Here is a 12,920-nt window from a genome sequence, read left to right on the forward strand (position 1 = left end):
GGCGGCAACCGATGGTTTCCTGACTGGGTCCGGGCTGCATCCGTGCCCACACACACGCGAGAGTCGCCGGCATGGCCAGATCGACGAGAAGCCCGAAACAGCCGACGTCGTGATTCCCGCCGTCGACGCGACTGCTCGCTGGCATAACTGGCCTTGGCTTGGCGTCGCGGATTCGTACGCTGGCGCGGTAGCGCGGAATTGGCTCAGGCAGCGCGCGCTTCAGGCGACGCCAGCGCGATGAAATAGTCACGGGTCAGGCGCAGCTGATCAGCAGCAGTCTCTGCACGATTGACCACGGCGCGGAAGGCGGAGTTCTCCGGCCGATCCTTTGCGTACCAGCCCAGATGTTTGCGTGCGATGCGCACACCCGCCTGTTCGCCGTAGAAAGCGTACAACTGTTCAAGGTGGCCAAGCAGGATGGTGGCTACTTCGGCGGGCTGTGGTTCGGCCAGCAATTCGCCGGTAGCCAGAAAGTGTGCGATCTCGCGGAAGATCCACGGCCGGCCCTGTGCACCGCGCCCGACCATCACGGCATCAGCGCCGGTGATGTCCAGTACATGCTTCGCCTGCTGCGGGCTGCAGACATCGCCGTTGGCCAGCACGGGTATGCGCACGGCGGCCTTTACGGCAGTGATCGTCTCGTATTCCGCATCACCTTCGTACTTGTCGGCGCGGGTGCGACCGTGCACAGCCAATGCAGCGATGCCGCTGTCCTCGGCGATCCGGGCGATGTTCACGGCATTGCGGTTGTCGCGATTCCAGCCGGTGCGGATCTTCAGCGTCACCGGCACCTCGACGGCGTCGACCACGGCCTTGGTGATGCGTGCCACCAAGGCTTCGTCCTGCAGCAAGGCCGAACCCGACCATACGTTGCAGACTTTCTTGGCCGGGCAACCCATGTTGATATCGATGATCTGCGCGCCATTGGCCACGTTGAAGCGCGCCGCTTCGGCCAGCATCGCCGGGTCGTAGCCGGCGATCTGCACGCTGACCGGCTCGGGTTCGCCCTCGTGATCCATGCGCTGCAACGACTTGCGTGTGTGCCACAGCCGTGGATCGGCATTGGTCATTTCCGACACGGCCAGACCCGCGCCCAGCCGTTTGCACAGCAGCCGGAACGGCTTGTCGGTGACGCCGGCCATCGGGGCCAGCACCACGCGTGGGTCAATCAGGTAAGGGCCGATACGCATTCGGCCATTGTAGTGAAACCGGCAAGCCGCCGCGCTGGCGGCTTGCCGGTTCACGCGTTTACAGCGCGCCGCGCAAGGTCAGGCCGTAGGTTCGAGGAGCACCCAGGAAGGCATTGATCGAGCCGGTCTGCAGTGGCGCGTCGTAGCCCACCTGCTTGTACGTGCGGTTGGTGAGGTTGTTGCCCCAAAGCTCCACCTGCCAGTGCTTGCTGACCGCGCCGACCACGAAGCGGGCGTTGAGCAGGGTATAGGCCGCTTGCATCTTGTACGGGTTCAGGTCGGAGCCAGTGTTGTACTCGGTCATGTGCTTGGCGCCGACGTTGAAGCGACCGGTCAGCGAATCACTGAAGTTCCACTGGTAAGTGACGCCACCGGTGAGCGACCACTTCGGTGCGAAGCCGGCAGTGCCGCCCGGTACCAGCGCGAGAGCAGCATCGGGCAACAAGTCGTCGCCGTATTTCGCGTCCGTATAGGTGGCGCCAGCCTGCAATGACAGTCCCGGAACCGTGGTCTGCCAGAGCAGGTCAGCGTCCATGCCCTTGGTGATCAACTCGGGCACCGAGCGCACCACGTAGCTGGTGCCGAGGAAGCTGTTGAGCTGGAAGTCGGTGTACTTCGCGTGGAACAGCGCGGCGTTCAACAACAGGTTGCCGCCCGCCCAACTGGTCTTGGTGCCCAGCTCGAAACTGTCCACGAATTCGCCGGGGAACGAGGTGTCGGTGACCGGCAGGATGCCTTGCGGTCCATTGCTCAGGCCGTTGCCCGACTGCACGCGATCCAGGTTGAAGCCGCCGGCCTTGTAGCCACGTGCGGCCGAGGCGTAGGTCATCACGTCGTCGGTCCAGCGGTAGGCCGCCTTCACCGTGCCCGACCATTCGTTGGCGGTGAAATCCTGCGAGGTGGTACGGCCGTTGAACATCGGGTTGGCCCACGGCAGGCACATGTAGCCGATGACGGTGGGTACCAGCGCGGACAGATACGGGCCGGGCACGCCGCGTGAAGCCAGCGCGCCGCCGACCTGGGCCGGGTTGCCCAGCGCAGACGCGCAAGCGAGGCCGCCGTTCGGATTGCTGTAGAACGAGTCAACCGACTTGCTCTCATGGGTGTAACGCAAGCCCATGGTCAGTGCCAGCTTGTCGGTGGCGTGAAAGGTGACGTTGCCGAAAGCCGCGGTACTTTTTGCGTCCTGCTTCCAGTGGTCACGCGATGCCGCGCCGAGATATGCCGTGCCGTACGGCTTGCCCGCAGCCTGCGAGAGGAAGGTTGCGGCGCCGGTGGTGTTGACCAGGCCAGCTGGGAACGAGGCCGCGATGTTGTTCAGCAGCGCCGTGGACAAATAGGGTTCATACGCTGCGCCCAGGCTGACGGCATCGTGTCGCTGCAGCTTTTCGTTGTCGTAATAGATGCCCGCCATCCAGTCGACCCGATCGGTGCGGCCGGCCAGGCGCAATTCCTGGCTGAAGGTCTTGAAGTGCACCGAGTTGTCGTTGGCACCGTAAGGCCGATACCAGATATCCGCGCCGCTGTAGTCGATGTCGGCGCCGCCGATGGCATCCCACTCGCGCAGCGCGCTGATCGAGGTGAAGGTGGCGTTGCCCAGCGATGAAGTATTCCAGTTGAGTTCGGCCGAGATGCCCTTGTCGGTGATTTTCTGGGTGGTGTCACGGTTGTTGTAGGTCAGTCGCTGGTTGATGTCGACCGCCGGGATCACCCCTTTGCCACCGGCCAGTGCGTTGACGATGGCCGCGGTAGGGCCGCGCACCACGGTGACGCCGACGCAGCAATTCTCGTTGCGCTGGGTGTAATCGCCGATGATGTTGATGTCGAGGCTCTTGCTTGGCGTGATCAGCAATTGCGCGCGCACCGAATGGAAGTTCTGGTCGCCGTCGGTGGTCAATGTGCGCGGGCCGACGCCGGTATTGACGTGATTGAAGCCGTCGCGCTTGCGATCGACGGCGTAGATCCGGAATGCGGCGTAGTCATTCAACTTGTTGTTGTACGAACCGGCCACGCCCGCCGCGCCATAGTTGCCTACGGTGAACTCGAGGTTGCCTTCTTCCTTGAAGGTAGGGCGCTTGGTGATCACGTTGATCAGGCCGGCCGAGGTGTTCTTGCCGAACACGGTGCCTTGCGGGCCCTTGAGCACTTCGACCTGCTCCAGTTCGCCGAGGTCGCCGAAGGCCACGCCGTTGCGCGCGCGCGGCACGCCGTCGACAACGATGCCGACCGAAGATTCCAGGCCGGGGTTGTCGCCCACCGTGCCGACGCCGCGAATGCGTGCGGTGGTCTGCGTTTCCGAGGTGGTGCTGGCAACGAACAGGGTCGGGACCAGCGTCTGCAGGTCCTTGATGTCGTGCACGCCGGTGTCCTGCAGCAGTTGTTCTGGCAACGTCGCCATGGTGATCGGCACGTCCTGCAGCAATTCCGCGCGCTTTTGTGCCTGCACCATGATCTGGCTGAGCGTGACCGCTTTCTCGGTTTTTTGTGAGTCCGTCGCAGGCGCGCTTCCGTCTTGGGCTAGCGCAACCGAGCATGGCGCGATGGCCAGCGCGGCAAGGATCGAAAGAGCAAGGTACTGGCGACGCTGATGGGTTTGCTGCATGAAGTTCTCCCCGTTGATGGACCGTTGGTGCACGTGTGGGCCGCTCTTCGGCGGCGTCCCGGCGTCAAGTCGCAATTTCTTGCGATACGGCCATCCTATACAGCGGGTTTGGTTAAAGCAACATCCTGAATTTTAGGGTTTTTTTGTGCCCTGCGGCATGATCGTGAGCGCCGCCCCACGCATCGCGCAAACCGCGCGGCGTGGACGGCGGAAAGCCAAACGAACAGGGCCTCCGCGGAGGAAGGCCCTGTTCGGCTTGCTGCAGCTACGTTGCTGCCGGGGGAAGCTCAGATGTGTACTGGCGTGGTGACCGCATCAGGTACGTGTTTGTGCTTGAAGAGGATGGCAAACAGTACGGCTACCACCAGCGAGTAGGCGGCGAAGGCCAGCCAGATCTGATGCCACTGCAGCACGCCACCGGCGCCGGTGAAGTAGCGGTCGATGATGATGCCGCTCAGCGAGCTGCCCAGCACCGCACCGATGCCGTTGGTCATCAGCATGAACAGGCCTTGTGCACTGGCACGAATCTGCGGGTCGGCCTGACCCTCGACGAAGAGCGAGCCGGAGATGTTGAAGAAATCGAACGCCATGCCGTAGACGATGTTCGACATCAGGATCATCCACAGCAGGTCAGTCGGGTTGCCATAAGCGAACAGACCGAAGCGCAGCACCCAGGCTATCATGCTGATCAGCATCACCGTCTTGATGCCGAAGCGGTACAGAAAGAACGGGATGGCCAGGATGAACAGCGTTTCCGACACCTGTGACAGTGACAGCACGATGTTTGAGTACTTCACCACGAACGACTGTGCGTAAACGGCGTTGCTGCCGAAGTCGCTGAGGAAGGTGTTGCCGTAGGCGTTGGTCAACTGGAGTGATGCGCCCAGTGCCATGGCGAACAGGAAAAACACGGCCATCTTGTACTGCTTCATCAAGGCAAATGCGCGCAGGCCCAGCGCATCGACCAGCGAAGTGTGTTTGGTGTAGGCAGGCGGACAGCGTGGCAGGGTGAACGCATACAACCCAAGCAAGACGGCGGCGATACCTGCGACGTAGAACTGCGTTGGCGAGGTGTCCAGGTGACGCAGGCTGATTGTCCACATCGCGACGATGAAACCGACCGTTCCCCACACGCGAATCGGCGGATAGACCTTGATGATGTCCTGGCCGTCGGCCTTCAGTGCGTTGTATGCCACGGTGATCGATAGTGCGATCGTGGGCATGTAGAAACACATGTTGACCAACATCACCCAGAACAGCAGTTGGGGGCTGCCCACCGTCGGCACGATGAAGAGCATGCATGCCCCGAGCAGATGCAGCACGCCATACAGGCGTTCGGCGTTGATCCACTTGTCCGCCAGAATGCCCATCAGCGCCGGCATGAACAGCGAGGCGATGCCCATCGTCGCAAAGATCGCGCCGAACTCGGTGCTCGACCAGTGTTGCGTCTGGTAGCAATAGTTACCCACGGTGGTCAGCCACGAACCCCACACGAAGAATTGCAGGAAGTTCATGATGATGAGGCGGAGCTTGAGACTCATTGGCGATTATCCGGCATGCGTAGTTTCCCCTGCAGGGCCGTGATCTAGTCGCGGTCCCAAACCTTGCCGAAGGTTAGAGGATGCTGCTGCAAACCGGCAAGGTAGGCTGCACAGCGCGACTCAAGGTTGCTCTTGCAGTGCCATCGCCACGCGCTCACGCAGTACCGGCAGCAGCTCGTCTTCAAACCACTGGTTGTGCATGACCCAGGGACGGTTGCGTGGACTTGGGTGCGGTAGCGGCAGGACGCCGCGCGCAAGGTGGCTGCGCCAATCGCGCACGGTGTCGGTAAGACTGGCGCTGCGTGTCGTGCCGAGCAGGCCGACCTGAGCGTACTGGCCGATCGCCAGTGTCAGTTGCACTCGACCAAGCAGCGGAAACAGCAACGGATGCCAGGTCGGCGCGCATTCCGGCCGCGGTGGCAGGTCGCCGCTCTTGCCGCTGCCGGGAAAGCAAAAGCCCATCGGCACGATTGCGACCCGGCTGGCGTCGTAAAACGTCGCCTTGTCGATGCCCAGCCAGTCACGCAGACGCTCGCCACTGACGTCGTTGAACGGAATGCCGCTCTCATGCACCTTGCGTCCCGGCGCCTGGCTGACGATCAGCAGGCGCGACGTCGCCGAAGCCTGCAGCACGGGTCGCGGGCCGAGGGCCAAATGCGCCTCGCAGATCCGGCAGGCCTGGATCTGCTTGAGCAACGCGCTCACTGCGCCCGCTTGCTTCGCGGTGTTGCTCGTTGTCTGTTCGGCCACTTCCACTTGTCGATCCTTTGAACTCACGGCAACAATTTTCCCGGATTGAGTATCCCGTCCGGATCGAATGCCGTCTTGATGTTGCGCATCAACTGCAACGTCGACGCTTCCAGCGCGAGCGGCATGAACTCGCGCTTGAGCAAGCCGATGCCATGTTCGCCCGACAGCGTGCCGTCGAGTGAAAGCACCAGTGCGAACAAATCGGCGAGGCAGGCGTGTGCGCGTTCGCGCTCGTCCTCGTCGCGCGGCAGCAGGTTGACGTGCAGGTTGCCATTGCCGGCATGACCGAAGCTCACCATCAATACATCATGTTGCGCGGAAAGCTGCTTGATGCCGTTCACCAACGCCGCCAGATGGCCGACTGGCACCACCACATCTTCGTTGATCTTGTTCGGTGAAATCGTGCGCTGGGCCGGCGACAGTGCCTTGCGTGCCGACCAGAGTGCGCGCGTTTCCTCGGCGCTCTGAGCAACCCGCAGCTTTTGCATTCCGGCGCCGCGTGCCGCGGCGCAAACGGCCTCCACAGCGCTATCCAGCGTATCTGCTTCGCCGTCTACTTCGATCATCAGCAACGCGCCGGCCAACGGCACGCTGTCGCCGCCGTATGCGTGGGCCAGCTTCAAGGCCACATCGTCGATGAATTCAAGCGCGCAGGGGGTCACCGGCTGGGCCATGATCCGCACCACCGCACGCGCTGCCGCATCCACGTTGGCATAGGTAGCGCGCAGCGTGCGCATGGCTGAAGGCTTGGGAGTGAGTTTCAGGGTGGCTTCGGTGATCAGCGCCAGCGTACCTTCCGAGCCGATGAGTAGTCGGGTGAGGTCGTAACCGGTCGAACTCTTGCTGGTGTAAGTGCCGCAGCGAAAACCTTCGCCGTTGCCGGCGACGGCGCGCAAGCCCAGGGTGTTCTCGCGTGGGCTGCCGTACTTCACGGTGCGCGGACCAGCCGAATTGCAGGCGAGATTGCCGCCGATACTGCATTGTGCAGACGAGCTGGGGTCGGGCGGCCAAAACAACCCGTGCGAGAAGAGAGCTTGCTGCAGCTCGCCGTTCAATACTCCGGGCTCCACCACGGCAAGGCGGCTGTCCGGATCAATCCGGATGATCCGGTTCATTCGCTCGAAGCTCACCACCACACCACCTTCGATCGGTACGGTGGCGCCGATCGTATTGGTGCCGCGGCCGCGTGCAATCACCTGAATCTGGTGCGCGCGGCAAGCCTGCACCAGTGCTTCCACCTGGGCATGGTCAGTGGGAAACACCACGGCGTCGGGCAGGGCGTGCCGTCGTGAGTTGTCATGCGAGTAAGCGATGCGCTCCGTCTCGCCCACGGCGAAGCTGTCGGCGGAAAAGATTTCACCCAGACGCATACGCAATTCGGCAGGCAGATGCATGCTGCAAACGTAAACCATGCCGGATGAATCAGTATTGAGCCAGATCAGGCCGCGTCGAAGGCGCTGCGTAGCCAGGCCTGCCGGATGGCGTCGGGCGGACCGTCGTAACTGACCACGTCGAAGCGGCAGGCGCTGCGCGCGTGTTGGGGGTGCGCAGCCAGCCAGTGCTGCGCGGCGAGAATCAGTTTGCCCTGTTTGACCGCCGTGACCGAGCTGGCGGCGTCGCCGTGACTGGCGCTCTTGCGATAACGCACTTCAACGAACACCACGGTGTCGCCCTCGCGCATGATCAGATCCAGCTCGCCGTGGCGCGTGGTGTAGTTGCGCGCCAGCAGTTGCAGGCCGGCGCGCTCCAGTTCCGTGCAGGCCCGCTGTTCGAAACTGTTGCCGGCGGCACGCATCAGTGAGTCGTTGGCTGCGCCGTCTCGCCCGACGACGGCGCGCTCGTGGCGGGTGGTGCCGTGGATGGCACGTCGTCCATCTGCAGGCTGCCGCCGAGCGGGCGAGCCAGGCCGTCCTGGAAACGCGCCCAGATCAGCACGCGCCTTACGCGGCCGAACTGGTCCGCCGCCAGCTGGCCACTGGCGCCGGGCACATAACTGCCCGGATGCGCGCGCAGCCAGTCGATGTACGGCACCAGGTTCCAGGCATCCATACCGAACGCGAACAGCCGCGCTGCACCGCCGCGCGCGGCGGGCAAGCGTGCGGCAATGTCGTTGCGGTTAGGCAGTCCGGGCTGGGCGTCGAACAGCCACGGTGCGTCGCAAAACTCAACGCCATCAAGGTCGCGATTGGCGGCGACGTCATCATTGCCTTCATAAACATGCGAGGTGGCAAACACCGGCAAGTTGATCTGTGCGATATGCAACTGTGGCAGCAGCAGGCGCGCCTGCTGCGGGCGCATGCTGATGAAGATACCGCTATCGCTGATCGGCGTGATCGCGACGGGCGCGGAACTCGAACTGGCACTGGCGGCTGGCTCTGTCGATGCTGACGCGACCGGGCCAGTTGGCAACTTCAGTCCGGCAATGATGTCGGCGTAGCTGGTTACGCCGGGCGGCAAGGTAACCGTGCCGAGCAGCTCGCCGCCGCGTGCAGCGAGCTCAGCCTTGAAAGCACCCAACGCACGCTGCGCAAAATCGTCGTTGGAGACGAACGCGTATGCCTTGCGCACGCCGCGCTCGATCATGTGATCGGCGGCCTGAGCGCCTTCGGTTTCCGGCAGCAGGCCGAATTCGCTGGCCTCGCCGGTGGGTAGCTGTTTGTCGTCGGGATGGTTCAAGGCCAGCAGCGGCACGGGCAGCTGGGTCTGGCTGAACACAGCGGCCACTTCGGTACGGGTCAGCGGCCCGATCACCAGCCGCGCACCTTCGCTGACCGCCTGCTGATAAGCCTTGATGGCGCCGTCAGCGGTGCCTTTGCTGTCGTAAACGCGCACCGAAGGGCGTGGCGCATGGTTGCGTCCAGCATCCAGGTAGGCGGCGAAGAAGCCTTCGCGGATCGCTGTACTGGCAGCCGAAAAATTGCCATCCATCGGCAGCAGCAAGGCGATCTGGCTGGGCACCCGATAACCTTCGCGCACATTGGCATCGGCGCCGGGCAACAAGGTGCCGACAGGTTGCTGCAGTTCCTGGGCAGCTTGCGCCACGGTCACGCCCAGTTGGCTAAGCGCCTCGTTTACCCATGCCAGCATGCGATCGCCGCGCTGCATGCCGGCGGCGCGCTGCTTGAGCGAATCGATGCCGACCTGGCTGAGCAGGTCAAGAATCTGCTGCCGATTCTGGCCGTGGTCAAATCCGCTGAGCTGGCCGTCCAGTTGAACGCGCGTGAGCGCGGCGCCCCACGGGTCGCCGCTGGCGGCCATGGCGCGCGCTCGAAATTCCAGCAGGCGCGCTTGCAGCGCGGCCGGAATGTTCACGTTCGGCTGTGTGGTCAATCGCAACGCGGTAGCGGCATCGTGCTGATCGAGTGCCAACTCGGCGCGCAGCAAGTCCAATCGTGCCGGTTCGTCGCCGCTCAGGTTCTGGCGCTTGATGCTGGCGAGCGTCGCGCTGGCGCGTTCAAGCTGCCCTTCCTCGCGCCATGCCTCGACGGCGTGCAGGCGATAGCTGTCGGCATGGCCGCGAGATTGCGCGGCAAGGTTCAGCCAGGCTTGGGCTGCCTGCTCGAACTGGCCCTGCGCGGCCAGCGCCGAGGCGTCCTGTGCCGCAGAAAGTTCGCTGGCTGAGCGCGGTGCGTTCGCCGGCACGCAGGCGGCCAGCAGCAATGAAAACAGCACGGCGGTCGCGGCGGTGCGCGAGAGGCGCATGAAGCGCATGGGAAATCCCTGGTTCGTCATGGTCGTCAATGCGCGATCATAGCGGATTGGTTTGTTGCCTCGTGCTGCCGGAGTTTGCGAATGTCATCAGTTCAGTCAGGATGTTTGTGGGTGGTTGCCACGCCAATCGGTCATCGTGATGATTTTTCCGCGCGTGCCATTGCCACCTTGCGCGAGGTGGCCGTGATTGCGGCGGAGGACACCCGCCACAGCCGCCCGTTGCTGATACACCACAATATCGATACGCCACTGATCGCCCTGCACGACCACAACGAGCGCGATGCGGTGGACGCGATCGTGCGCCGGATGCAGGCGGGTGATTCGGTGGCGCTGATTTCGGATGCGGGCACGCCGTTGATCAGCGATCCGGGCTTTCGATTGGTGCGGGCGGCTCGCGCGGCTGGTATTCGTTGCATTCCGGTGCCGGGCGCCTGTGCTGCCATTGCCGCGTTGTCCGTGGCCGGCCTGCCCAGTGATCGCTTCGTGTTCGAGGGGTTTCTGCCGGCAAAAGCGGCGGCGCGCCGCAGTCGTCTGCAGGAGTTGGCCGGCGATGCGCGCTCGCTCATCTTCTATGAGTCTTCGCATCGCGTCGCCGAGAGCCTGGCCGACATGCGCGATGTGTTCGGTGCCGAGCGCGAGGCGGTACTGGCACGCGAACTGACCAAAATGTTCGAGACGGTGCTGGGTGAACCGCTGGCCGCACTGGCAGCGCGCGTGGTGGCCGATCCGGACCAGCAACGTGGCGAGCACGTGATTTTGGTCGCGGGACGGGGCGAGGAAGTGGATGCCAGGCTGGCCGAAGGTCAGCGCATCTTTGCCATCCTGCGTGATGAACTGCCGCCAGCCAAGGCCGCCAAGCTGGCTGCGGCGATCAGCGGGGCGCCCCGCAAGCTTCTCTACGAAGGGTAGCAGCGCAGCCTGTGCGCGATGGCTTTTGTGCGAGACGAGCAAAAAGCATCGCGCACAGGGTGCGCTCCTACTACACTGGGATTGGAGTCGGCCGGACAGTCGCGTCGCACGCAAGTGCATCGAGGAAAGTCCGGGCTCCACAGGGCAGAGTGCCAGGTAACTCCTGGGCAGCGTGAGCTGACGGCCAGTGCAACAGAGAGCAGACCGCCGATGGCCCCTGCTACTTTCGGGTAGCGCGGGCACAGGTAAGGGTGAAAGGGTGCGGTAAGAGCGCACCGCGTACGGGGCTAACGTCGTACGGCACGGTAAACCCCACTCGGAGCAAGACCAAATAGGGGAACGATAACGCGGCCCGCGTTGTTCCCGGGTAGGTTGCTGGAGCCAGGCGGTGACGCCTGGCCGAGAGGAATGACTGTCGCGTCGCAAGACGTACAGAACCCGGCTTACAGGCCGACTCCACCTCTTTGCGCGTGAATGATCACCCCGACCTGTCGGTCGGGGTGATCATTCACGTGATTCATATGAACGGAAGTTCATCCCATGACCACGAAATGGCGCGATTTCGCGCGGTTCTCGCGCCGTTATGCCTGATTTTGGCCAGAAGTTGATGGTCTGGAATCTTAAAAAATTCTCTGCTTTCAAACACCTTGCAGGTGTTCCTGAGAATATGCTGCATGTACGGTCAGGAATTTGCCTTTACTCCTTGATTCACAAGCGAAATTGCCTTGACAGTCTCATGGGGCGAGATTATCGTGGGCCTCAGTGTGAAATTGTGGGTTTTAGTGGAGTGTGCTGATCGTGTTCCAGGGCGAAACCGCCATCACCATCGACGACAAGGGTCGCCTGACCATCCCGACTGCGTATCGGGAACAGGTGGCGGGCGAGTGCGCCAATCGCCTGGTGATTACCTACAACCCGTTCGAGACGGGCTGTCTGTGGCTGTTTCCGCATGCCGAGTGGGAAAAAGTGCGCGATCAGGTGAACGCGCTGTCCAAGGTCAAGGCCGCCCATCGCGACATGCAAATGAAGCTGGTTGGCGCTGCAGCGGTGGTCGAGCCTGATGGTGCGGCGCGAGTTCTGCTTCCGGCCAGTCAGCGTGCGACGACAGGTATCGAGAAAAAGGCGGTGCTGCTGGGCATGGGCAACAAGTTCGAGTTGTGGAGCGAGCAGGCTCATCTGGCCAAGATCCGCCAGAGCATCGGCGAAGACGACATCACCAACGAAATGGCCGAACTGCGCCTGTAAGCGGCGCAGCGACACACGTGGAACGGGACGGGAGTGCGGCATGGCCGAGCAAGTTTTGCGGCACATCCCGGTGATGCTGGGTGAAGCAGTGGAGGGACTCGCCGTGCAAACAGGCGGGCGCTATCTGGATGGAACTTTTGGTCGCGGCGGTCACGCTCGCGCGGTGCTGTCGCGCCTGGGTGCCGAAGGTCGACTGCTGTTGATGGATCGTGACCCCGCCGCCATTGCCACCGCGCAGGCCGAGTTTGCCGCGGATTCGCGCGTGTCGATCCGTCACGCCAATTTTTCCAGCCTGGCCGAGTGGGACGAAACTTCCGCCGGCCTCGATGGCGTGCTGCTCGACCTGGGCGTGTCGTCGCCGCAGTTGGACGAGGCTGCGCGAGGTTTCAGCTTCATGGCCGATGCGCCGCTGGACATGCGCATGGACACCACGCAGGGCGACAGCGCCGCCGAATTCCTGGCCCAGGCCAGCGAGCGCGAGATCGCCGACGTGTTGTGGAACTACGGCGAAGAGCGCCACAGCCGCCGCATTGCGCGCGCCATCGTGACCGATCGCGATGCCACTCCGTTCACGCGTACCGGGCAGCTGGCTGCGCTGATCGAGCGTCTGGTCGGCCGGCGTGAGCCGGGAAAACACCCGGCCACGCGCAGCTTCCAGGCATTGCGGATTCGCGTCAACGGTGAGTTGGATGCCCTGCAGCAGGGCCTGAACGCAGCGCTGGAACGATTGAAGCCGGGTGGCCGCCTGTCGGTGATCAGCTTCCATTCGCTGGAAGATCGCGCGGTGAAGTTGTTCATTCGCGATCATTCCGGTCGCGTGCAGAACAGCCGTCGCGGACCGCCGGTGCAGGGTGCGCCTGCGCAGCTTGCCGCGGTCGGCAAGGCGCAGTTTCCGGGTGATGTCGAGCTGGCGGCGAACCCGCGCTCACGCTCGGCCGTGCTGCGCGTGGCGGAGAAGCTGGGATGAAGGTG

The 12,920-nt window shown here is 63.2% G+C and carries 10 protein-coding genes and 1 other RNA gene; 4 read left to right on the top strand and 7 right to left on the bottom strand.

Features of this window, described 5'->3' with window-relative positions; translation table 11 throughout:
- Window positions 1-203: 203 nt before the first annotated feature.
- The 7 genes from dusB to PY254_RS05585 form a co-directional block, all read right to left on the bottom strand.
- Complete coding sequence (dusB, locus tag PY254_RS05555; protein WP_281014484.1) at window positions 204-1,190, bottom strand: tRNA dihydrouridine synthase DusB; 987 nt, start codon at window positions 1,188-1,190, stop codon at window positions 204-206.
- Between the two features lie 58 nt (window positions 1,191-1,248).
- A complete protein-coding gene (locus PY254_RS05560) occupies window positions 1,249-3,792 on the bottom strand; it encodes a TonB-dependent receptor (RefSeq protein ID WP_281014485.1) in 2,544 nt (847 codons plus the stop codon).
- A 287-nt stretch (window positions 3,793-4,079) separates the two neighbouring features.
- Window positions 4,080-5,333: a nucleoside permease gene (locus PY254_RS05565; RefSeq protein WP_281014486.1), complete on the bottom strand. Its 1,254-nt coding sequence runs from the start codon at window positions 5,331-5,333 to the stop codon at window positions 4,080-4,082.
- 120 nt (window positions 5,334-5,453) lie between these two features.
- Complete coding sequence (locus tag PY254_RS05570; protein ID WP_281015163.1) at window positions 5,454-6,029, bottom strand: uracil-DNA glycosylase family protein; 576 nt, start codon at window positions 6,027-6,029, stop codon at window positions 5,454-5,456.
- Window positions 6,030-6,106: 77 nt separating this feature from the next.
- On the bottom strand, window positions 6,107-7,477 hold the full coding sequence (locus PY254_RS05575) for an FAD-binding oxidoreductase (RefSeq protein WP_281014487.1): 1,371 nt from the start codon (window positions 7,475-7,477) through the stop codon (window positions 6,107-6,109).
- Window positions 7,478-7,521: 44 nt separating this feature from the next.
- On the bottom strand, window positions 7,522-7,878 hold the full coding sequence (locus PY254_RS05580) for a YraN family protein (RefSeq protein ID WP_281014488.1): 357 nt from the start codon (window positions 7,876-7,878) through the stop codon (window positions 7,522-7,524).
- Window positions 7,878-9,794 carry a penicillin-binding protein activator gene (locus PY254_RS05585; protein ID WP_281014489.1) on the bottom strand — a complete coding sequence of 639 codons (1,917 nt, stop codon included), beginning with the start codon at window positions 9,792-9,794 and terminating at the stop codon, window positions 7,878-7,880. Before PY254_RS05585 ends, PY254_RS05580 begins: the two co-directional genes overlap by 1 nt.
- Window positions 9,795-9,875: 81 nt before the next feature.
- Between PY254_RS05585 and rsmI the strand changes: the two genes are divergently transcribed.
- From rsmI to rsmH, 4 genes are all read left to right on the top strand, one after another.
- A complete protein-coding gene (gene rsmI, locus PY254_RS05590) occupies window positions 9,876-10,703 on the top strand; it encodes a 16S rRNA (cytidine(1402)-2'-O)-methyltransferase (RefSeq protein ID WP_281014490.1) in 828 nt (275 codons plus the stop codon).
- Window positions 10,704-10,786: 83 nt separating this feature from the next.
- Window positions 10,787-11,165, top strand: an RNA gene (gene rnpB, locus PY254_RS05595) — RNase P RNA component class A.
- Between the two features lie 327 nt (window positions 11,166-11,492).
- Entirely contained in the window at window positions 11,493-11,948 is a 456-nt protein-coding gene (mraZ, locus tag PY254_RS05600) for a division/cell wall cluster transcriptional repressor MraZ (RefSeq protein WP_281014491.1), read from the top strand.
- Window positions 11,949-11,988: 40 nt separating this feature from the next.
- A complete protein-coding gene (gene rsmH / locus PY254_RS05605; protein WP_281014492.1) occupies window positions 11,989-12,915 on the top strand; it encodes a 16S rRNA (cytosine(1402)-N(4))-methyltransferase RsmH in 927 nt (308 codons plus the stop codon).
- The last annotated feature ends 5 nt before the right edge of the window (window positions 12,916-12,920 follow it).

The organism is Rhodanobacter sp. AS-Z3 (assembly GCF_029224025.1).
In the GTDB taxonomy this organism is placed as follows: domain Bacteria; phylum Pseudomonadota; class Gammaproteobacteria; order Xanthomonadales; family Rhodanobacteraceae; genus Rhodanobacter.